Genomic DNA, 21,634 nt, shown 5'->3' with positions numbered 1-21,634 from the left:
AGCTACGACGAGCTGCCGTCCTCCAATCCCGCCGTCCTGGCGTTCCTGCGCGAACACGGCAACGACCTGGTGCTGTGCGTGCACAACTTCTCGCGCTTCGCCCAGCCCACCGAACTCGACCTGCGCGCTTTCTGCGGCCGGCACCCCGTCGAACTCATCGGCGAGGTGTGCTTCCCGGCGATCGGTGAACTCCCTTATCTGCTCACCCTCGCAGGACACGGCTTCTACTGGTTCCGGCTGCGCGGCACATGCCTCACCCCCCGTGTCGCTCACCACGATTGGACCTGATCCGCCATGACCTCGCCCCTGCTGACCACCGCGCCCGTCACGCCCGCCCAGCTCACCCCGCTGCTGGCGCGCTGGCTGCCCGCCCAACGCTGGTTCACCGGCCGCGACCGCACGATCACGAACCTCTCCGTGGTTGCGGCGACGGAGCTCGAAGCGGACTGCTTCCACCTGCTGGTCCGGGTCGAGCACCGCGGCGAACAGGACTGCGCCTACTACCAGTTGCTGCTCGGCGCGGCCGCCGACGTACCGCCCCGGCTGCAGGGGCGCGTCCTCGGCGAGGTCGCCGGACCGGCCGGCCGGGGGCTGCGCGTGTACGACGCCGTGCACGACCGCCGCGCCGCGGTGCTGCTCCTGGACCGCATCCGGCGGGGCGGCACGATGGGACACCTGCGCTTCGAGTCGTTCCCGCGCACGGCCGTCCCGAGCGGCCTCACGCCGCACGTCCTGGACGTCGAGCAGTCCAACACCTCGATCGTCTACGGCGACCAACTCATCCTCAAGCTCTTCCGGCGGGTGCAGCCCGGCATCAACCCCGACCTGGAGGTGCCCGCCGTGCTGGCCCGGCACGGCTACACCCAGGCGCCCGCGCCGACCGCCTGGTACCACACGGTCGCCCCGTTCTTCGCGACGCTCGGCGTCGTCCAGCCCTACCTCGCCGACGCCACGGACGGCTGGACACTGGCGCTGCAATCGGCCCTGGAACGCACGGACTTCCTCGCCGAGGCCCGGGACCTCGGCCGGGCGACCGGCGTCCTGCACGTGGCCCTCGCGGAGGCGTTCTCCGTCACCGCCGCGCCCGCCGATCACACGGTGCGGCTGGCGGACGCGATGACCCGCCGGCTGCGGTACGCGGCCTCGCGGGTGCCGGAGCTGCGCCCGCACGTGGACCGGCTCCAGGACGTCTTCGCCCGGTTCGCGCTGGCGGGCGGCGATCTGCCGCTGCAGCGCATCCACGGCGATCTCCACCTGGGGCAGGTGCTGCGGTCGGCCGGCGCCTGGCACGTCGTCGACTTCGAGGGCGAACCGGCCAAGCCGCTCGCGGAACGGCGCGGCGCCCACTCACCGCTCGGCGACATCGCGGGCATGCTGCGGTCCTTCGACTACGCGGCGCATGTCGGCACGTCGCCCCGCCCGCAGTGGGCCGAGCGCTGCCGTGCCGCCTTCTGCGCGGGGTACGCCGAGTCCGGCCGGTTCGATCCGCACGGCATCGCGACGGCGCTGCGGGCGCACGAGGCGGACCGGGCCGTCTACGAGGTCGTCTACGAGGCGGCCCACCGCCCCGACTGGCTGGCCGTGCCCATGACGGCCGTCGCCCGGCTGTGCCGCGCCCACTGACCGCTCACCGTCCGCCCCGCCGAGGGCGCCCGCACCGAAGGAGTTCCGCAGATGGCCGTCGCCGACGTGGTCCCGACCACCACAGCCCGGCGCGCTTACCCCGCGCCGGCCCTGGACGCCGACGACCGGGGCAGGCTGCTGCGCGGTGAGCACCACGACCCGCACGCCGTCTTGGGCGTCCACCCCGGGCCCGACGGTGTCGTCGTGCGCTGCCTGCGGCCGCACGCACGCGCCGTCTCGGTCGTCACCGGCGCCACCGCGTGGATCCTGCGCGCCGAGGGCGACGGCCTGTTCGCGGGCACGGTCCCGGACGGGGGCCGCCTGCGCGTGACCTACCCGGACGGTGTCGTGGAGGCCGACGACCCGTACCGCTTCCCGCCCACCATCGGCGCGTTCGACCTGCACCTGATCTCGGAGGGACGGCACGAGGAACTCTGGACCGTGCTCGGCGCCCACGTACAGGAGCAGCAGGGAGTGCGGGGCACCCGCTTCGCGGTGTGGGCGCCCGACGCCAGGGGCGTGCGGGTGCGCGGCGACTTCAACCAGTGGGACGGGACGGCGCTGCCGATGCGCTCGCTCGGGAGCTCCGGCGTCTGGGAACTGTTCGTCCCCGGCCTCGGTGCGGGAGCCCTGTACAAGTTCGAGATCACCGGCCCCGACGGCGAGCGTCTGGAGCGGTCCGACCCGATAGCCCGGCGCACCCAACTGCCCCCGGCGACCGCGTCGATCGTGACGGACAGCGACTACCTCTGGGGCGACGCACCCTGGATGCGGCGGCGCGCCGACCGCCCGGCCCACGCGGCACCCATGTCCGTCTACGAGGTGCACCTCGCCTCGTGGCGGCCCGGCGCGACCTATCGCGAGCTGGCCGCCGAACTCACCGCGTACGTGGTGGAGTTGGGGTTCACACACGTGGAGCTCCTGCCGGTCGCCGAGCATCCCTTCGGCGGTTCCTGGGGCTACCAGGTGACCGGCTTCTACGCGCCGACCGCCCGCCTCGGCACCCCCGACGACTTCCGGTTCTTCGTCGACACCCTGCACCGGGCGGGCATCGGGGTCCTCCTGGACTGGGTGCCGGGGCACTTCCCGCGCGACGAGTGGGCGCTGGCGCGGTTCGACGGGCGGCCCCTGTACGAGCCGCAGGATCCGGTGCGGGCGGCCCATCCCGACTGGGGCACGCTCGTCTTCGACCTGGGGCGCCGCGAGGTGCGCAACTTCCTCGTCGCCAACGCCGTCTACTGGTGCGAGGAGTTCCACGTCGACGGTCTGCGCGTGGACGCGGTGGCGTCCATGCTCTACCTCGACTACTCGCGCGAAGAGGGGCAGTGGACCCCGAACGAGCACGGCGGGCGCGAGAACCTCGATGCCGTCGCCTTCCTTCAGGAGCTGAACTCCACGCTGTACCGGCGCTGTCCGGGCATCATCACCGTCGCGGAGGAGTCGACGGCCTGGGACGGCGTGACCCGGCCGACGGACCAGCCGGCGGCGGGCGGCCTCGGCGGGCTGGGGTTCGGCCTGAAGTGGAACATGGGCTGGTCCCACGACTCCCTCGCCTACATGGCGCACGACCCGGTCCACCGCGCGTACCACCACCACGAGATGACGTTCTCGATGGTCTACGCGTACAGCGAGAACTACGTCCTGCCGGTCTCCCACGACGAGGTCGTGCACGGCAAGCGGTCGCTGGTGTCGAAGATGCCCGGCGACTGGTGGCAGCAGCGCGCGAACCAGCGCGCCTACCTGGGCTTCATGTGGGCGCATCCCGGTAAGAAGCTGCTGTTCATGGGGCAGGAGTTCGCGCAGGGCGCCGAGTGGTCCGAGGCCGACGGGCCCCAGTGGTGGGTGCTCGACCCGGGGCATCCGGCGCACGAGGACCACCGCGGGATCCAGCGCCTGGTGGCGGACCTCAACCACCGCTACACGGCCGATCCCGCCCTGTGGGAGCGGGACGGCGATCCGGACGGGTTCACCTGGGTGTCGGCGGACGCCGCCGACGACAACGTCCTCGCGTTCCTGCGCCACCCCGCCGCCGGCGATCCGCTGCTGGTCGTCGTCAACTTCGCCCCCGTGGTCCGCGACGACTACCGGCTCGGTGTCCCGTCCTGTGCCGCGGGAGCCTGGCGCGAGGTCCTGAACACCGATGAGCCGCGCTACGGCGGCAGCGGCGTCGGCAACGAAGGGGCCAGACCCCAGGAGCCCGTCGCCCACCAGGGCTGCCCCTCCTCGGTCACCCTCCGCCTGCCGCCGCTCGCGGCGGTCTGGCTCAGCCCCACCGCCCCCGCCCCCTGATCCCTCCGGTCACGACTGCGCCGCCAGCACGGCGGCGCCCGGCCCGTCGAGTCCCTCCAGAGCCACCCGGCGCCCGGAGACGGCCAGGAGCAGGTCGAGCACGGGGCCGGTCGCCTCGGGCCCGTCGCCGATCGTCAGGTCGGCGTCCGTCGCGGCGAGCCGGACCCGGCCCAGCAGTTCCTTGGCGCCGCCGAACGACGCCGGGGTGCGCGCCTGCAGCCGCAGGGCCCGCACCACCGCTTCCCTCGGGTAGGCGCGGGCGATGCCCAGGGGCCGGCGGATGTCCTCGCCGTGGATCACTTCCTCCACGAGCCGGCTGTCGAGCGGGGCCGGCGGGGTCGAGGTCCGCGGGGCGGCCCGGCGCAGCCGCTCCAGGGTCTCCTTCGGCGTGCCGCCCCGCTCGCGCGCCACGCCCCTGGCGTTCTGCCGGTCGAAGTCGAACCGCGCCCGGACGAGGTCGACGACGAAACCCGTGCGGGTCGAACGGGCAGAGTTCACGAGGTGGGCGACCACGTCGTGCACGGCCCACCCGTCGCACAGCGACGGCGTGTCCCACTGCGCCTCGTCGAGTCCGGCGAGGTCGTCGATCAGCGCCGCCCGCTCGGCATGTACCAGCGGCCACACATCACCCGTCACGGCTACTCCTTCGTCGAACCGGTGTCTCACAGGGAAGACCGTGCCGACGACGAGAACTCATCGTGAGCGGGCGGAACGGATGCCGGTGGAACGGAAGCCGGTGGAACGGAAGCCGTCAGGTCCCGTGCCACCACCGCCGCACGCTGCGCTGGCGTGCCGTCGGGCGCTGCGGGCCGTCGGCCGCGCCCGTCCCCGGTTCGGGCGGGACGGCCGTCGGCGGCAGCAGAGCGCTCGCGGCGGCGAGGCAGGCGGCCTCACCGGGGGCGGTGTGCCCGCGCAGGAAGAGCGCGCCGTCCGCCGTCGGCTCGTGCAGGCCGACGCTGCGGGGGCCGGTGAGGTCGGCCTGGGGCTCCGCGACCAGGTAGCGCACCCCGTCCGCGTGGTCGGCGACCAGGGCGAAGCTCTCCCGGCCGTGCCAGGACGGCAGGGTCACCAGCACCAGCCCGTCCCCGGCCGGCCGCCCCGACAGCTCGCCCGGCGACCGGGACCGGCGGGCCAGCTCGCGCGCCGTGTCCTCCCAGGCGTCATGGAGGAACTCCCGCACGCACCGCTCCCCCCGCTCCGCCAGTCGCACCAGCATCCGGGCGCCGGGTACGGCCTCGGAGAACAGCAGCCCGGGCAGCACGGCGTAGACGAACGCGTGCTGCTGGCGGAACTCCTCGGACACCAGGCGCAGCAACGGGTGAGAAGCCATACACCGTTGCTAGCCGCACGGGGCGCGTCACAGGAGATCATCCGAACAGTCGCTTCGAACACCGCCGCCCTCGCCGGAGCGCCAAGGATCCCCGTGCCCGGCTCAGCCGTGCAAGGAGGGCCGGTAGACGAGTTCCTGGATGTCGCCGTCGAGCGTGTGGTGCTCGAGGAGTTCGAGGTCGAAGTCGGCCGCCCCCTGGAAGATCGGCTCCAGACCGGTCCGGCCGGTGATCACCGGGAAGAGGGTCACCTGGACGCGGTCGACGAGACCGGCGGCCATCAGCGCCCGGTTCATCGACAGGCTGCCGTGCGAGCGCAACGGCACGTCGGACTCCTTCTTGAGCTGCGCGACGACGTCCACGGCGTCCCCGTGCGCGACCTTCGCGTCCGGCCAGTCGAGGGGAGCCTGCAGCGTGGTCGACACGACCGTCGCCGGCAGGCTCCGCATGCGCGTGACCCAGGGATCCCGCACCTCGGACTCCGCGGTGCTCGACGCCAGCATCTGCGCGAACGCCCGGTACGTGTGGGCCCCGAAGACCATCCGCTGCTCCTCCTCGTACAGGGCGAGGCGGTGGTCGAGGAGCTCGGGGCCCTGCTTGCCCCAGTAGCCGGTCCAGTCGCCGCCGGCGGCACCGAAGCCGTCGAGGCTGGAGAAGATGTCGAAGGTGTACGTGGCGGTCATGGCGCCCTCCTCGGGTGCGGCTCGTCGCCTGTCGTAAGGACAGACCGGATGCCGCTCCGGGACTCATCGCCGCGGCCCCGGCGACCCTCCGCATATTCAAGAACTGAACGACGGTCGCTGTCCGGGAAATCCTCCGGCCGATCGGCGGGGCGGGCCAAGTCCGCCCAGGTGAAAGGCGATGGATGGGGCGTCGGCCGGTCCGGGGCACGGATGCGGCGCGTTTCGACCCCTGCATCCACTGCGTTCACTTGTCTTGACACTGTCCCGTCGGAGCGAGAACACTCCCGGTCGTGAGAGAGCGCTCTCTCAGGTTCCGTGCACGACATGTTCCGCGGGGCGGCGCCCCTCTTGTCGCCCCTCCCGAACCCCCACCACACGTCGTACCGACACGGCAGGAGGTCTCCATGGCACGGAGATCGAAAGTCCTCTCCGGGTTGCTGATATCCGGCGCGCTCGTCGCGACCACGCTCGGCCTCGGCGGCGCCGCCCTCACCGCAGGCGCCGCCGAGATCCCGGCACAGCAGCAGCCCGCCCACTCCACCGCCCACCAGGGCCACACGATGGCAGCGTCCACCGTGCCCGCCGCCGAGGACGCGGACGGCGACGGCTACATTCCGGCGAACCCGCCGGTCACCGGCGTCGAACCGTCCACGAAGCAACCCCCGCACCGCTACTTCCACGAGTTCCAGGCGCAGTGCTCCGTCTCGCACACCAAACCGGACGACCCCATCGTCTATCCGGGGCAGGCCGGGAAGTCGCACGACCACACGTTCATGGGCAACACCACCACGGACGCCGCCAGCACGACCGATTCGCTGGACGCGGGCGGCACGAAGTGCCTCGCCCCGGGCGACAAGTCCGGTTACTGGATGCCGACGATGCTGAACGGGGACCAGCCCGTCCTGCCCGTCGGCACCCAGACGATCTACTACAAGGCCGGCGTCACCGACTACACCAGCGTGCGGCCCTTCCCCAAGGGGCTGCGGTTCGTCGTCGGCAGTCCGATGCAGAGCGCGCAGGAGTTCCGCGACCACCCCGGTTTCGTCGAGGGCTGGGAGTGCGGCACGAGCTACTTCAACGTCGACTTCCCCAAGGACTGTCCGACGACGCCCGACACCCAGGTCAACATCCGCTTCCAGGCGCCGAGTTGCTGGGACGGCCGGTACCTGGACACCCCCGACCACAAGAGCCACATGGCCTATCCGGTGGTCAAGCAGGGCACCAACGACAACGTCTGCCCGACCAGCCACCCGGTCGCACTGCCGATGGTCGAGTTCAAGATGGCGTTCCCCGTCAACGGTGACCTGTCACGGCTGCGGCTGGCCAGCGGACCGAGCTACTCGTTCCACTACGACTTCTTCAACGCGTGGGACGACCGGACGCTCAAGGCGATGGTCGACCACTGCCTCGTGGGCGGGCTGCAGTGCGACGCCCGCGGCTACGACCAGAACCACCCCGAGGAGGGCGCGGTCCTCGACGCGGACTACCGACTGCCCTGACCCGCCTGACGCGCCTGACCCCGCCGGACGAACAGCGCCACGGGCGGCGGTCCACCGACCGCCGCCCGCCCCCTTCCCCTCCGCACGCCCCCCACTGGAGGCACCCGCATGCGTCCCAACCGTCCCGTCGACCGCAGACCACGACGCCTCGCCGCACCCCTCGCCGCCGGCGCGCTGGCGGCCGGCTTCCTCGCCCTGCCCGCACAACAGGCCCACGCCGCGGGCGACGTGGTGAAGGTGACCGGCTCCCAAGGCAATTGGCAGCTCCAGGTCAACGGCTCCCCGTACCAGGTCAAGGGCCTGACGTGGGGCCCGTCCGTGGCCGATGCGGACCGGTACCTGCCGGATCTGAAGTCCATGGGCGTCAACACGATCCGCACCTGGGGCACCGACGCGTCGAGCAAGCCGCTGTTCGACTCCGCCGCCGCCCACGGGATCAAGGTCATCGCCGGCTTCTGGCTGCAGCCCGGCGGCGGCCCCGGCAGCGGTGGCTGCGTGAACTACCTGACGGACACCGCGTACAAGAACCAGATGCTCGAAGAGTTCCCGAAGTGGGTCGACACCTACAAGGACAACCCCGGCGTCCTGATGTGGAACGTCGGCAACGAGTCCGTCCTCGGCCTGCAGAACTGCTACAGCGGCGACGAGCTGGAGCGCCAGCGCGACGCCTACACGACCTTCGTCAACGACGTCACCAAGAAGATCCACGCCGTCGACCCGAACCACCCCGTCACCTCGACCGACGCCTGGGTCGGCGCCTGGCCCTACTACAAGAAGAACGCCCCCGACCTCGACCTGTACGCCGTCAACTCCTACAACGCCGTGTGTGACGTCAAGTCGGCCTGGGAGCAGGGCGGTTACAACAAGCCGTACATCGTCACCGAGACGGGACCCGCCGGGGAGTGGGAGGTGCCCGACGACGCCAACGGGGTGCCGGAGGAACCCACCGACCGGGCCAAGGCCGAGGGCTACACCAAGGCATGGGGCTGCATCACCGGACACCGGGGCGTCGCCCTGGGCGCGACGATGTTCCACTACGGCACCGAGTACGACTTCGGCGGCATCTGGTTCAACCTGCTGCCCGCGGGCGAGAAGCGACTGTCGTACTACGCGGTGAAGAAGGCCTACGGGGCGGACACCTCGGGGGACAACACCCCGCCCGTCATCTCCTCGATGGCCGTCGACGGTGACCCCTCCAAGGTTCCCGCGGGCCGCGCGGTCACCGTCACCACCCAGGCCACCGACCCCGACGGCGACCCGCTGACCTACGAGGTCCTGACCAACAGCAACTACATCGACCAGAGCAAGCAGCTCGTCCCGGTCCCGTTCACCGACGAGGGCTCGGGCAAGCTCCGGTTCACCGCCCCGGACAAGCCAGGGGTGTGGAAGGTCTACGTCAAGGTCACCGACGGCAAGGGCAACGTGGGCGTGGAGACCCGCTCCGTGCGCGTCGTGCCGCCACCGGTCGACGGCACGAACATCGCCGTCGGCAAGACCGCCACCGCCTCCTCCGAGCAGACCAGCGACTACGGCGGCTGCCCGTGCACGGCGGCCAAGGCCGTCGACGGCAGCCACGACACCCGCTGGGCCAGCGACTGGAGCGATCCGCAGTGGCTCCAGGTCGACCTCGGTTCCCGCCAGTCGTTCCGGCACGTCCAGCTCGACTGGGAGACCTCGTACGCGAAGGCCTACACCGTGCAGACCTCCGACGACGGCCAGAACTGGCGGACCGTCCACGAGGTCACCGACGGCAACGGCGGCATCGACGACTTCGACGTGACCGGCAGCGGCCGCTACGTCCGGGTCGCCGGCACCGTCCGCGGCACCGGCTACGGCTACTCGCTCCACGAGTTCGGCATCTACCAGTAACAGGTCATCAAGGAACGGAAGGGCGGGGGGAATGAGCGACGCGGAGCTCGCCCGGCTGGTCGACAAGCTCGACACGGCGCAGAAGGTCCGGCTGGTCACCGGCGGGACGACCTGGCGCACCCGCGCCGAACCGGCCGTCGGCCTGCGCGAGGTGGTGACCTCGGACGGGCCGGCGGGGGTGCGCGGCGAGTCGTGGGACGAGCGGAACACCTCGGTGCTGCTGCCGTCGGCGTCGGCGCTCGCGGCGAGCTGGGACGAGCAACTGGTCGAGAAGATGGGCCGGTTGCTCGCCCGGGAGGCACGGGGCAAGGGAGTGCACCTGGTGCTCGCGCCCAACCTCAACCTCCACCGCTCCCCGCTGGGAGGCCGGCACTTCGAGTGCTTCGCCGAGGATCCGGAGCTCGTCGCCAGGACCGGGGCGGCGCTCGTGCGCGGACTGCAGCACGCGGGCGTCGCCGCCACGGCCAAGCACCTCGTGGCGAACGACTCGGAGACCGGACGGCTGACCGTGGACGTCCGCGTCGACGAACGCACGCTGCGGGAGGTGTACCTCCTGCCGTTCGAGGTGGCCGTCGACGCGGGCGTCCGGGCGGTGATGGCCGGCTACAACCGCGTCAACGGCGCCTCGATGACCGCCAGTCCGCTGCTCACCGACATCGTCAAGGGCGAGTGGGGGTTCGACGGCGTGGTGCTCTCCGACTGGGGTGCGCTGCGTACCGCCGTGGACACGGCGCGGGGCGGGCTCGACCTGGCGATGCCGGGTCCTGGCGGCCCGTGGGACGACGAACTCGTCGCGGCCGTGCGGGACGGACTGGTCCCGCAGGCCGCGCTAGACGACAAGGTCCGCCGACTGCTGTTGCTGGCGCGCCGCGTCGGCGTCCTCGGACCGGCTCCCCGGCCTCCTCGGGCCCGTCCGTGCCCCGGTCGCGCCCGCCGGCTGCTGCGCCGGGCCGCGTCCGCGGGCGCGGTGCTGCTCGCCAATGACGGCGTACTCCCGCTGCCCGAGGGCGAGTTGACGTCCCTCGCGGTCATCGGCGCGCATGCCGACCGGCCGCGCGTGCAGGGCGGCGGCAGCGCGGGCGTCTTCCCCGACCGGGTCGTGACGCCGCTCGACGCGATCCGGGCCCGGCTCGGCGACGGGGTCCGTGTCGTCCACTCCCCCGGCCCCGACCTGCCGGCCGGGCCCGCACCGCTGGACATCCGGCACTGCGCCGATCCGCGCACCGGCGAGCCCGGAGTGCTGCTGCGCGTCCTCGACCGGGCGGGGCGCGCACTCTGCGGCGAGCACCGCCTCACCGGACGGCTGCTCGAACCTCCGCTGCCGCCCGGCGCCCACACCGTGGAACTCAGCACGCTGCTCACCCCGCCGAACGGAGGGGAGTGGCTCTTCGGCGTCGCCGGGTTCGGCCGGCTGACGCTCAGCGTCGACGGCCGCGTGCTGATCGACGACGACTTCCCGCGCCGCACCGACGACCCGGCCGTCATCCACGTCGACCCGCCGGGCCCGACGGCACCCGCCCACCTGACGGCCGGTCGCCCCGTGCTGGTCGTCGCACGCCGCCAACTCGCCGCCGGCACCGGGCGCGCCACCGTCCTGACCGCCGCCCCGCCCCCGCCTCCGGCCGAGGCGGCGATCGCCGAGGCCGTCACCGCTGCCCGCCACGCCGACGCCGCCGTGGTCGTCGTCGGCACCACCGACAGCGACGAGTCGGAGGGCCGCGACCGCACCGGCCTGGCGCTGCCCGGCCACCAGGACGCGCTGGTCCGGGCGGTGGCCGCGGCCAACCCCAGAACCGTCGTCGTGGTGAACTCCGGCGGCCCCGTCGAACTGCCCTGGCGCGAGAAGGTGAACGCGGTGCTGCTCACCTGGCTGCCGGGCCAGGAGGGCGGCGACGCCCTGGCCGCGATGCTGCTCGGCGACACCGAACCCGGCGGCCGGCTCCCCACCACCTGGGGCACACGCCTGGCGGACGTCCCGGTCAGCGCCACGCGGCCGGTCGACGACGTCCTCACCTACGCGGAGGGCCTGCACGTCGGACACCGCGCCTGGCTCCGTGCCGGGCGCACACCCGCGTACTGGTTCGGCCACGGGCTGGGCTACACCGCCTGGTCGTACGAGAACGTCGGCGCGCCCCGGCTCCTCGCCGCCGGCGCCGACTTCACGGTGACGGTCCAGGTCCGCAACCGGGGACGGCGCACCGGCCGCGAGGTCGTCCAGGTGTACCTGTCCCGCGACGCCTCGGCCGTGGAGCGTCCGGTGCGCTGGCTGGCCGGATACGCGGCCGTGACCGCGGCGCCCGGTGAGACGGTGCGGGTCACCGTGCCGGTGCCCGCCCGTGCGCTGCGGCACTGGAGCGTGGCCGACCGGGCGTGGGCGGTCGAGCCCGGCGTGTTCACCGTGCACGTGGGCCGCTCGGCCGGTGATCTGCCGCTGACCGCCGAACTCCGCGTACAGCCGGAAGATCCGCTGTGAGAGAGCGCTCTACTCTCCAACTGGCGGCACGGTTAGGCTGCGTTCATGCAACGACAGTCCTTGACGCTGGAGGACGTCGCCCGCGAGGCGGGGGTCTCGCGGGCCACCGTGTCCCGGGTGATCAACGACGTGCCCAGCGTGGACCCGGCCATCCGCGACACCGTGCGTGAGGCGATCCGGCGCACCGGCTACACGCCCAACCGGGCCGCGCGGTCCCTCGTCACGCGGCGGGCGGAGACGGTCGCCCTGGTGGTGTCCGGCGCGGGCGAGGAGAGCGAGGACGCGCCGCACGCCTTCGCGGCGCGGGTGTTCGCGGACCCGTTCTTCGGCCGGATCGTCAGCGGGGTCGTCGGTTATCTCCGCACGCGGTCGATCCACCCGGTGCTGATGTTCGCCGAGTCGCCCGAGGCGCGCACCGAGGTCCTGGACTATCTGCGGCAGGGCCGGGCGGACGGCGCGCTCGTCGTCTCCACCCACGCCCAGGATCCGCTGCCCGGTCTGCTCGGCGAGGAGCGGCTGCCCGCCGTGTGCTTCGCCCGGCCCGCCGAGCCGGCCGCCGTCAGCCACGTCGACCTCGACCACGCGGAGGGCGGCGCGCTGGCGGCCCGGCACCTGCTGGACCGCGGCCGCCGCCGGGTGGCGACCGTGTCGGGTCCGCTGGACGTACCGGCGGGACAGCAGCGCCTGGACGGTTTCCGGGACGCGATGCGGCAGGCCGGAGTGGCCCGGATCCCGGTGGCCGAGGGCGGGTTCACCCTCGCCAGCGGGGCCGCGGCGATGACCTCGCTGCTCGACGCCCACCCCGATCTGGACGCGGTGTTCGCGGCGAACGACCTGATGGCGCAGGGCGTCGTCCAGGTGCTGCGCGAGCGGGGGCGGCGGGTGCCGCAGGACGTGGCCGTCGTCGGCTTCGACGACTCCAGCGTCGCGATCACCTGCGCTCCGCCGCTGACCACCGTGCGCCAGCCCGTCGAGGAGATGGCCGCGGCGATGGCCCGCATCCTCCAGGAGCACATCACGGGCGAGCGGACGGAGCCGACGTCGCTGGTCTTCCCGCCCCGGCTGATCGTGCGGGAGTCCACGTGAACCGTCCCTGAGGACGGTCGGCGCACCCGTCGGAGCCCGGGAACAGGTCCCGGTGCTCCGCAGGTCTCACCTCACTCCGCGGCCGGGACCGCCCGCTTGGGCAGCTTCCAGTTCGGGCGGGGGAAGTGGCAGGTGTAGCCGTTCGGATAGCGCTCCAGGTAGTCCTGGTGCTCGGGCTCGGCCTCCCAGAAGTCGCCGAGCGGCTCCACCTCGGTGACGACCTTGCCCGGCCACAGGCCGCTGGCCTCGACGTCCGCGATGGTGTCGACGGCGGTGGCCTGCTGCGCCGCGTCGGCGTAGTAGATCGCCGAGCGGTAGCTGCGCCCGATGTCGTTGCCCTGGCGGTCGCGCGTGGTCGGGTCGTGGATCTGGAAGAAGAACGCCAGGACGTCGCGGTAGCTGGTGACCGACGGGTCGAAGACGATCTCGATCGCCTCGGCGTGGTCGCCGTGGTTGCGGTACGTGGCGTTCGGAGTGTCACCGCCCGAGTAGCCCACGCGCGTGGACACCACCCCGGGCTGCTTGCGGATCAGGTCCTGCATCCCCCAGAAGCACCCTCCCGCCAGGACGGCCTTCTCGGTTGTCTGTGTCATGCCACGCTCCCTGCGTACCTTGGGGACGGCGGATTCCCGCCCGGACGGACAACGCTCGCGGGGGCGCGGAGATTCCTGGCCCGGGCGGCCGCCCGCCCGGTCACGGCACGACGAAGTCGCACCACACCGCCTTGCCCTCGCCCCGCGGCTCGACGCCCCAGCGCGACGCGAGCGCTTCCACCAGGACCATGCCACGGCCCGAGGTCGCCGTCTCGCCCGGCGAGCGGCGGTGGGGACGGTCGCTGGAGCGGTCCTTGACCCACAGGCGCACGGCGCGCGGCGGTCCGGTGAGCACCTCCAGCGTGAGGACGGCTCCGCCCTCGGTGTGCACGAGGGCGTTCCCGAGCAGTTCGCCCGCGGCGACCTCCACGTCGTCGGCCATCCCGCCCAGGCCCCAGGCGGCGAGGTGCTCGCGGAGCGCGGCCCGGGCGTCCGCCAGGCCCTCCGGGTCCGCCTGGTGGACGTAGCGGTGGATGCGCGGCGCCTGCGGGGTTCCCGGATCGGGTACGCGGCGCAGCACGAGCAGGGCCACGTCGTCGCCGCTGCCCCACTTCTCCCACAGGGAGCGCGACAGGTGGTCGGCGACCTCCTCGGCGGTCTCCGGTCCGGTGCTCAGCGCGCCGGACAGGGCCTCCAGGCCGGCGTCCAGGTCGAGGCCCGGCTCCTCGACGAGGCCGTCGGTGCACAGCACGAGCGTCTCGCCCGGGATCAGGTCGAGGCGGGCCTCGGGGAAGTCCTCCATGTCGAACTCGGTGGCCAGGCCCAGCGGCAGTCCGCCGCGCAGGCGGGGAATGCCGACGCGGCCGTCGACGTGCCGGACGAGCGGCGGCAGATGGCCGGCCCGGACCGCGCGGACGATGCCGGTGGCCGGGTCGAACTGCGCGTACGTGCAGGTCGCGAACCGCTCCGTGTCGAGCTCCGCCAGGAAGCGGGAGGCCCGTGAGAGGACCGTCGCGGGCGGGTGCCCTTCGCCGGCGAACGCCCTGAGGGCGATGCGCAGCTGGCCCATGATCGCGGCGGCGTGGGTGTCGTGTCCCTGGACGTCACCGACGACGACGCCGATGCGTCCTCGGGGCAGTGCGATGACGTCGTAGAAGTCTCCGCCGACCTCGCGTCCGCCCCAGGCGGCGTGGTAGCGGACCGCGATCTCGGTGTCCGCCACTTCGGGGATGTGCTTGGGCAACATCGTGGCCTGGAGGTTCTTGGCCAGGTCGCGTTCCTCGTCGAAGAGGATGGCGCGCTGCAGGGACTGGGCGACGATGCCGGAGAGCCCGATGCACAGATTGCGGTCGGCGTCGGTGAACTCCGTGCGCCCGCGGTAGAAGAGGGCGAGCGCGCCGATCGCGCGGTCCTGCGCGACCAGCGGCAGGAACGCCGCGGAGTCCAGCTTGAGCAGGTCGATGTAGGGGCGCAGCCGGGTGAACCGGTGGACGAGGTCGGGCAGGGATCCCACGAAGCGGGGTTTGCGGGTCATGACGACCTCGGCCAGCGGCAGCGACTCGTCGATCTGGTGCAGCTTGAGTTCGTCCAGGGCCTGCATCGACTGGCCGACCAGGGCGATCAGTTTCAGGTCGTCGCCCTCGACGAGCCCCAGCACGAGGCCGTCCGCGGCGAACCGGTCGAGCCCGCTCGCGCCCGACAGCACGGCCACGACGTCGTCGACGGTGACGGCCCGGGACAGCGCCTCGGTCGTGCCCTGCACCATGAGGGCGACCCGGCGGCGCTTCACGTCGACGGCGTCCAGGCCGGCCAGTTCGGCCGGTTCGCTCGGGGAGGCGCGCAGGATCCCGATGACCCGGTCGGCCCGGCCCGCGGGATCGCGCAGGACCCGGCCGGAGGCGTGGCTCAGGCGCATCGTGCCGTCGCGCCGCCGCACCTGGAAGTAGACGCCGTACGAGTCGGTCCCGGCGGCGATCGCCTCGTTCACGGCCGCGGCGATGCGCACGGCCTCCTCGGGCGGGATCCGTCTTCTGAGGGAGGCCGCCGTGCCGCGGAACTCGTCGGTTCGCAGGTCGAGCACGTCGAGGCCGTTCGCGTCGACGTTCAGGCCGCCGCCCGTCAGATCCCAGTCGAAGGTGCCCATCCCATTGAGCCGCAGCCGCTCTTCAAGGCCGATGTCCGGCTTCTCCGCAGGTCCCATGTGGCTCTCCGTTGCAGCGCTCGGCCACCATAACCGGCGCGCACGGCCCCCGCACGACGGCCGGTGACGGTCACTGAAGGCCACGGATATCCAGAATTGACTGAGTCCAATCTAGCTTCTACGGTGGAAGACACCGAGGTCAACATCAGTGCAGCCGGTGACGCCTGCCACCTCTGGCGACTCTCTCCACGGAGGCCCCCCACATGGCTTGCTACGACTGCATCCAGGAAAACCGTCCGGACACCGTCGGCATCGGCATCTGCACCCGCTGCGGACTGGCCACGTGCCACGACCACGCCCGGGTGCTCGCCGTCCACGTCCAGCGGGCCAACGGCATGAGCCGCACGACCGGCCCCCGCACGGCCCGCCGCGTCGTCTGCCACACCTGCCACGCGGCCGAGACCGCCCACTGATCCACGCGAAGGAGATACTGCTCGACATGGAACAGTCGGCGGGCGACCTGCTCAGGCGCACGGGCCTGCGCAGCACGGCACAGCGGCGCGCGGTCCTGACCGCGCTGCAGGGACGGCCGCACGCGACCGCGGCCGACCTGGAGGAGCACATCGCGGGGGCCGAGGGCGCCTCGGGCACCCTGTCCCGCCAGGGGCTGTACAACGTCCTGGACGACCTGACCCGGGCCCACCTGATCCGGTGCATCGAACCGGCAGGCTCCCCCGCCCGCTTCGAACTGCGCGTCGGCGACAACCACCACCACCTGGTCTGCCGCACCTGCGGCCGGATCGAGGACGTGGACTGCGCGGTCGGCGCCGCGCCCTGCCTGGACCCCATCCAGGACAAGGGCTTCACCGTCGACGAGGCCGAGATCACCTGGTGGGGGCAGTGCGGGCCGTGCCGGAGCCGGGCCGCCGCACAGCACTCCTGAGCCCGAGCGTCGTCAGACCGGCCGGTCCCGTGCCGACGGCGGCGTCCTGTCGTCGCTGACGGCGGGCGCGGATCTGCCGGGCAGCTCCAGTGGGTTGTCGCCCGCGGCGAGGTGCTCCAGGACCTCCCCGAGTTCCGTACAGGCGCGCTGCACCGACCGACGGGTGGCCCGCTGTTCGGTGACCATCGAGGACAGCAGCAGGGCCGTCAGCGCGGCGGAACCGTTGAACACGTGGAGCTTGGCCATCACTTCCAGGCCGGACAGATCGTGGAACGCCCCGCGCTGGGTGTTCGCGGCGAACGTGGTGAGCACCGACGCGAACAGCGCGCACAGCATGCTCCCGGCCAGCTGGAAGCGGAGCGCGGCCCAGATCAGCAGCGGAAAGACCAGGAAGAGCATGCTCGTCGGGCTGAGCACCGCCAGCGGGACCAGCAGCACGGCCGCGAGCCCCAGGCACACGGCCTCCTTCCAGCGCCGGGCCGAGACGCGTCCCGTCGCCCCGAGGAACAACACGAGCAGCAGCGGAGTGACGAGCAGGACGCCCATCGTGTCGCCGACCCACCAGGCCAGCCACACGGACCAGAACTGCCCCGCGTCCAGCTCCCCGGTCCACACCTGCGGCGCGACACCCGCCGTCGCGCCGATCAGCATCGAGCCGAACCCGCCGAGGAAGACCAGCGCGAGCCCGTCGCGAAGACGCGAGATGTCCAGCCGGAAACCCACCCGGCGCAGCAGCAGACAGGCACACAGCGGTGCCGCGGTGCTGCCCGCCACGGTGACCAGCGCGGTCATCTGGGGCGTGGTCAGCGAGGCGATGACCAGCAGGGAACCGAGTGCGATGCCCGGCCACACCCGGACGCCGAACACCAGCAGGGAGGCGACGGCGACACCGGTCGGCGGCCACATGGGCGTGACCACCACGCCTTCGACGACGAGCTGGCCCAGCAGGCCGAGGCGCCCGGCCACGTAATAGCAGGCGGCGACGGCCAACGCCTTGAGGGTCACCTCCAAGGACCACCGGGACCGCCGAGTCGCCACCACATCAGCCATCAGACACCGGCCGGACCGGCTCGGCCATACGAAGGCCTCCGCCCGGGTGCGTCCGGGCCGCCCGCCGCGCCTCAGGAGCCGGGTGTGCGCCGCCAGGACGTGTCGCCGTCGTGGCCGACGACGAGGACGGCGGCATCGTCCTCGTGCCCCACCGAGTCCGCCAGTTTCATCACCCCGCCGGCGAGCGTCTCGACGCCCAGGCCCGCGGCGGCGGTGACCTCGGCGAGCCGCCGCACCTGGCGCAGACCGTCGTCGAGGTCCAGCGACGGCCCCTCCACGACGCCGTCGGTCGGCAGTACGAAGACACCGCCGAGGGTGAGCCGCTGGCAGGTGACGGGGTACATGGCGCCGTGCAGCACGCCGAGCGGGGGCCCGCCCTCCCCCTCGTCGACGCCCGAGCGGCCGTCGGCGGTGGCCCAGATGTGGGGGATGTGGCCGGCCCGGGCGCACTCCAGGGTGCCGGTGGCCGGATCGAGCCGCAGGAACGTGCAGGTGGCGAAGAGGTCCGAGTCCAGGGAGACCAGCAGGTCGTTGGTGCGGGCGAGGAGTTCTCCGGGATCGCCCGTGACCGAGGCCAGCGCCCGCAGCGCGACGCGGACCTGCCCCATGAAGGCCGCTGCCTGGATGTTGTGCCCCTGCACGTCCCCGATGGACAGGCCGATGCGGCCGTCCGCCATGGTGAAGGCGTCGTACCAGTCGCCGCCGACGTTGAGTCCGTGGTTGGCGGGCATGTAGCCCACGGCCAGCCGGACGCCCGGAGCGCTGGGCAGGTCCCGGGGCAGCATGCCGTGCTGCAGCGCCACGGCCAGTTCGACCCGGGAGCGCTGCGTCTCCGCCAGCTCCCGCGCCCGGGCGGTCAGCGCGCCGAGCTTGGCCAGCAGCTCCTCACCGTCCTCCGCGGACCTGCTGCGGAACATCGATCGCCCCGTTCCACGAGAGACCTTCCCCCACTCTGCCCGCAGACCGCGACGAGCGCACCTCGTCAGGACCGGGGGCCGGGCTACCGTGACCCGATGGACCACGAGGCCGCCTTCCCCGCGCACCCCCTGCGCGACGTCCGTGCCCTGTACGTGCGCCAGGCCGGCTGCCCGTCCGACTTCGCGGACATCACGGTGGACTTCGAGCCCTGGGAGGAGGGCATCGCGTTCGAGGTGCACGGCGAGCTGCGCCTTCGCGGTTCGGTCGGCCCGGACGAGCTGGCCGCGTACAGCGCCGCGGCCGCCGACGGCATCCGCGACGGGCTGAGCGCGCTGGGCGGGCCGGTGGCCGTGGCCGTCGTCCTGCGCGCCATGGCCGTGCACGAGGTGGACTCCCACGCGCGTGCGTTCCGGCACGCCGGACGCGTCGCCGTACGCAACGCCCTCGCGCTCCTGAACGGGCCGCCACCCCGGCCCCGGCGGCGCCGTCCGCCGCCCGGCACGAGGTTGCGGGCGGCACCGGGCTACCGGACGATCCGAGAGGAGTGACCGAGCGAGGGAGACGACGATGTCCGAGGCGCGGCAGCCGACGGAGACGACACCGGTCCAGCACAGCGACTTCGGGCGCCGGGTCGCCACGCGACGGCAGGAACTCGGGCTCACTCCGGAGGACCTGGCCGAGCGGACCGGCGCCTCCGCCGCGTACGTCCGGTACGTGGAGGGACAGGCCGCCCAGCCCGGGTCCGGCTTCGCGCTCCGGCTGGCCGACGCCCTGGACACCAGTCTCGACGAGCTGCAAGGCGGCACGTACACCCGGCCGCCCGGCACCGCCGACAAGGCCCGCGACCCCGAGTTCCTGGAGTTGTCCGAGCAGCAGTGCCGCGCGCTGCTGGCCACGCACGGCGTCGGCCGGCTCGCCGCCCAGCTGCCACAGGGCCCGGTGGTGCTTCCGGTCAACTACACGGTGACGCCGGAGGGCGGCGTCGCCTTCCGTACGCGGCCGGGCTCGGCGCTGACCGGTGCCTCGGGGCAGGAGGTCGCCTTCGAGGTGGACCGGGTCGACGACGCGCTGAGCGAGGGCTGGAGCGTGCTCATCGTCGGTGTCGCCCGCACCGTCGCCGACCCGGACACGGCCCGCTCCCTCGACCGTCTGGCCCACACCGAGCCCTGGGCCGGCGGCGACCGCACCCTGTGGGTGTCGATCACACCGCGCCGGATCACCGGACGCCGGATCCGCCGCGGCACCGCCTGAGCCGGCCACCCGGCACGGTCCTCAGCGGCGCGTCCGCAGCGGTTCCGGATCCACCAGGACGCAGCGCGTGCCCGAGTAGATCGTCGGCATGCACCGGTTGCAGTGGATGCACAGCGAGCGCGTCTCCCGCCCGGCGGCCCGGTCCGCGGCGAACCGGTCGACCAGACCGGGCTCGCGCAGCACGGCCCGCCCCATCGCGACGAACTCGAAACCCTCGGCCATCGCCCGCTCGGCCGTTTCCCGGTCGGCGACCCCGCCGAGCAGGATCAGCGGCATCGTGAGCGCGGCCCGGAACTGGCGGGCGGAGTCCAGCAGATACGCCTCCTGGTACGGGTAGGCGCGCAAGAACCGGTCGCCGACCAGCCGGATGCCGAGGCGCAGCGGCTGGGGGAAGTTCGCCGCGAAGTCCCGGACCGGCGCGCCGCCGCGGAACAGGTACATCGGGTTGAGCAGCGAGCTGCCCGCCGTCAGCTCCAGGGCGTCGAGGCTGCCGTCCTCCTCCAGCCAGGCCGCGGTCCGCAGGCTCTCGTCGAGCCAGAAGCCGCCGGGCACCCCGTCGTCCATGTTGAGCTTGGCGGTGATCGCGATCTCGTCGCCGACCTCGTCGCGCACCGCCCGCGCGACTCCCCTGGCCACCTTGGCCCGGTTGGCGAGCGAACCCCCGTAGCCGTCCTTCCGCTTGTTGAGCCGCGGGCTGAGGAAGGAGCTGGCGAAGTAGTTGTGGCCGAGGTGGATCTCGACCGCGTCGAACCCGGACTCGACGGCCGTGCGGGCCGCCCGCGCGTGGGCGCGGGTGATGCGGGCGATGTCGTCCGGGGTGGCGGCCCTGACGACGCGCAGGCCGGCCCGGCTCACGTAGCGGCTGGGGGCGAGGGCGGGCAGCCGGTTCGAGACGGGGTCCGCGACCGGGCCCGCGTGGCCGATCTGGGCGCAGACCGCAGCGCCCTCGGCGTGCACGGCGTCGGTGAGGCGGCGCAGTCCCGGGACCGCCTCGGGCCGCATGTGGATCTGGTGGCGCTCGGTACGTCCTTCGGGGGCGACGGCGCAGTAGGCGACGGTCGTCATGCCGATGCCGCCTGCGGCGGGGCGGCGGTGGTACTCGATCAGCTCGTCGCTGACCAGGGCGTTGTGCGTGACCCCCTCGAAGGTGGCCGCCTTGATGATGCGGTTGCGCAGGGTGAGCGGGCCGAGCCGGGCGGGGGCCAGCAGGTCGGGGGCCGGGTCCTTGGCTGTGTCCTCCGGGTGGGGTTCGCTTGCGGTCACGAGCGATCAGCTCCTCTGCTGTCGTCGTCCGGGGAGCGGGCGCCGAGGCCCGCGCTGATGAAGGCGACGACCGACGCCGCCGGCGGGCGCGGGACGCGGCCCAACTCGGCGGTGGCCGCCTGCGGTTCGCCGTAGAGCTGGAGCAGCAGGTCGAACGCCATGCGCCAGCGATGGGCGATCTCCCGCCGGGACAGGTCGGGCCGGGCCGCACTCAGCAGGTCGCGCCACGGCTCGAACCGGAACCAGCGGTCGTCGAAGGGCAGTCGGCGGCCGCGCAGGACCAGCCGGGCGAGCAGGTGGACGAGCATCCTGCCGTGCGGTCGCCGGGTCAGTTCGTCGAGCGGGCGCACCAGGACCTCCGTCAACTCCGTGACGCCCGGCGGCCGTCCGCCGCGGGCGCTCCGCTCCACCGCCGCGAGCGGCTCCGCCCACAGGGGGCCGAGACGCTGTTGCAGCAGGGCGGCGACCAGGTCCTCCTTGGTGCCGAAGTGGTAGTGGACGGCGGCCGGGTTCATGCCCGCCGCCGCGTTCACCGCACGCACCGACACCTGCTCATAGCCCTGCGCGAGGAAGAGCCGTTCCGCGGCGTCGAGCAGTGCCGCCCGGGTGGAGTCGGTGGCCATGCGCCACATGAGAGCACCGCCCTCCACACTTTTCAATCAGTGATGGAAAAGTTCCGTCGGTGC

At 72.9% G+C, this 21,634-nt stretch carries 20 protein-coding genes; 11 read left to right on the top strand and 9 right to left on the bottom strand.

Features of this window, described 5'->3' with window-relative positions; all coding sequences use genetic code 11:
- The 3 genes from M4J07_RS26625 to glgB all read left to right on the top strand — a co-directional run.
- Positions 1-288 (top strand): alpha-glucosidase C-terminal domain-containing protein (locus M4J07_RS26625; RefSeq protein WP_255975554.1); only part of this gene is annotated, 288 nt, incomplete at its 5' end.
- A gap of 6 nt (positions 289-294) precedes the next feature.
- Positions 295-1,623 (top strand): maltokinase N-terminal cap-like domain-containing protein, encoded by a 1,329-nt coding sequence (locus tag M4J07_RS26620; protein ID WP_255975553.1) that lies wholly within the window; start codon positions 295-297, stop codon positions 1,621-1,623.
- A 51-nt stretch (positions 1,624-1,674) separates the two neighbouring features.
- A complete protein-coding gene (glgB, locus tag M4J07_RS26615; RefSeq protein ID WP_255975552.1) occupies positions 1,675-3,912 on the top strand; it encodes a 1,4-alpha-glucan branching enzyme in 2,238 nt (745 codons plus the stop codon).
- Positions 3,913-3,921: 9 nt separating this feature from the next.
- On the opposite strand, the gene M4J07_RS26610 is transcribed toward glgB, so the two are convergent.
- From M4J07_RS26610 to M4J07_RS26600, 3 genes are all read right to left on the bottom strand, one after another.
- Positions 3,922-4,548, bottom strand: a complete 627-nt coding sequence (locus tag M4J07_RS26610; protein WP_255975551.1) for a maleylpyruvate isomerase family mycothiol-dependent enzyme — start codon at positions 4,546-4,548, stop codon at positions 3,922-3,924.
- A 115-nt stretch (positions 4,549-4,663) separates the two neighbouring features.
- Positions 4,664-5,242, bottom strand: coding sequence for a hypothetical protein (locus M4J07_RS26605; RefSeq protein WP_255975550.1), 579 nt, complete (start codon positions 5,240-5,242; stop codon positions 4,664-4,666).
- 102 nt (positions 5,243-5,344) lie between these two features.
- A complete protein-coding gene (locus tag M4J07_RS26600; RefSeq protein ID WP_255975549.1) occupies positions 5,345-5,923 on the bottom strand; it encodes a dihydrofolate reductase family protein in 579 nt (192 codons plus the stop codon).
- Positions 5,924-6,327: 404 nt separating this feature from the next.
- Between M4J07_RS26600 and M4J07_RS26595 the strand changes: the two genes are divergently transcribed.
- The 4 genes from M4J07_RS26595 (at position 6,328) to M4J07_RS26580 (ending at position 12,850) form a co-directional block, all read left to right on the top strand.
- Positions 6,328-7,422, top strand: coding sequence for a DUF1996 domain-containing protein (locus tag M4J07_RS26595; RefSeq protein WP_255975548.1), 1,095 nt, complete (start codon positions 6,328-6,330; stop codon positions 7,420-7,422).
- 108 nt (positions 7,423-7,530) lie between these two features.
- Positions 7,531-9,291, top strand: coding sequence for a discoidin domain-containing protein (locus M4J07_RS26590; RefSeq protein WP_255975547.1), 1,761 nt, complete (start codon positions 7,531-7,533; stop codon positions 9,289-9,291).
- 31 nt (positions 9,292-9,322) lie between these two features.
- Positions 9,323-11,764, top strand: coding sequence for a glycoside hydrolase family 3 C-terminal domain-containing protein (locus tag M4J07_RS26585; RefSeq protein ID WP_255975546.1), 2,442 nt, complete (start codon positions 9,323-9,325; stop codon positions 11,762-11,764).
- A 45-nt stretch (positions 11,765-11,809) separates the two neighbouring features.
- Positions 11,810-12,850, top strand: coding sequence for a LacI family DNA-binding transcriptional regulator (locus M4J07_RS26580; protein WP_255975545.1), 1,041 nt, complete (start codon positions 11,810-11,812; stop codon positions 12,848-12,850).
- A 71-nt stretch (positions 12,851-12,921) separates the two neighbouring features.
- Here the strand turns inward: M4J07_RS26580 and msrA are convergent, their stop codons facing one another.
- Complete coding sequence (gene msrA / locus M4J07_RS26575; RefSeq protein ID WP_255975544.1) at positions 12,922-13,443, bottom strand: peptide-methionine (S)-S-oxide reductase MsrA; 522 nt, start codon at positions 13,441-13,443, stop codon at positions 12,922-12,924.
- A gap of 100 nt (positions 13,444-13,543) precedes the next feature.
- On the bottom strand, positions 13,544-15,583 hold the full coding sequence (locus M4J07_RS26570; protein ID WP_255975543.1) for a SpoIIE family protein phosphatase: 2,040 nt from the start codon (positions 15,581-15,583) through the stop codon (positions 13,544-13,546).
- Positions 15,584-15,786: 203 nt separating this feature from the next.
- Here M4J07_RS26570 and M4J07_RS26565 point away from each other — a divergent pair, with 203 nt between their 5' ends.
- On the top strand, positions 15,787-15,996 hold the full coding sequence (locus M4J07_RS26565) for a DUF2180 family protein (protein WP_255975542.1): 210 nt from the start codon (positions 15,787-15,789) through the stop codon (positions 15,994-15,996).
- Positions 15,997-16,022: 26 nt separating this feature from the next.
- Positions 16,023-16,466 (top strand): Fur family transcriptional regulator, encoded by a 444-nt coding sequence (locus M4J07_RS26560; RefSeq protein ID WP_255975541.1) that lies wholly within the window; start codon positions 16,023-16,025, stop codon positions 16,464-16,466.
- 12 nt (positions 16,467-16,478) lie between these two features.
- Here M4J07_RS26560 and M4J07_RS26555 read toward each other — a convergent pair whose 3' ends face one another.
- Positions 16,479-17,516, bottom strand: a complete 1,038-nt coding sequence (locus M4J07_RS26555; RefSeq protein WP_255975540.1) for an MASE1 domain-containing protein — start codon at positions 17,514-17,516, stop codon at positions 16,479-16,481.
- A gap of 71 nt (positions 17,517-17,587) precedes the next feature.
- A complete protein-coding gene (locus M4J07_RS26550; RefSeq protein WP_255975539.1) occupies positions 17,588-18,433 on the bottom strand; it encodes a PP2C family protein-serine/threonine phosphatase in 846 nt (281 codons plus the stop codon).
- Positions 18,434-18,529: 96 nt separating this feature from the next.
- On the opposite strand from M4J07_RS26550, the gene M4J07_RS26545 reads away from it, so the two are divergent.
- Together M4J07_RS26545 and M4J07_RS26540 are read left to right on the top strand one after the other, a co-directional pair.
- Complete coding sequence (locus tag M4J07_RS26545) at positions 18,530-18,982, top strand: hypothetical protein (RefSeq protein ID WP_255975538.1); 453 nt, start codon at positions 18,530-18,532, stop codon at positions 18,980-18,982.
- 19 nt (positions 18,983-19,001) lie between these two features.
- On the top strand, positions 19,002-19,685 hold the full coding sequence (locus tag M4J07_RS26540; protein ID WP_255975537.1) for a helix-turn-helix domain-containing protein: 684 nt from the start codon (positions 19,002-19,004) through the stop codon (positions 19,683-19,685).
- Between the two features lie 21 nt (positions 19,686-19,706).
- On the opposite strand, the gene M4J07_RS26535 is transcribed toward M4J07_RS26540, so the two are convergent.
- Together M4J07_RS26535 and M4J07_RS26530 are read right to left on the bottom strand one after the other, a co-directional pair.
- Complete coding sequence (locus tag M4J07_RS26535) at positions 19,707-20,948, bottom strand: NADH:flavin oxidoreductase (RefSeq protein WP_308284775.1); 1,242 nt, start codon at positions 20,946-20,948, stop codon at positions 19,707-19,709.
- The gene (locus M4J07_RS26530; RefSeq protein ID WP_255975536.1) at positions 20,945-21,571 is read right to left on the bottom strand and encodes a TetR/AcrR family transcriptional regulator; all 627 of its coding nucleotides are present in this window, start codon (positions 21,569-21,571) and stop codon (positions 20,945-20,947) included. Before M4J07_RS26530 ends, M4J07_RS26535 begins: the two co-directional genes overlap by 4 nt.
- Positions 21,572-21,634 lie beyond the last annotated feature (63 nt).

The organism is Streptomyces longispororuber (assembly GCF_024448165.1).
Classification (GTDB): domain Bacteria; phylum Actinomycetota; class Actinomycetes; order Streptomycetales; family Streptomycetaceae; genus Streptomyces; species Streptomyces longispororuber_A.
The sequence above is the reverse complement of the archived record's forward strand: the minus strand, read 5'-3'. Positions and strand labels throughout refer to the sequence as shown.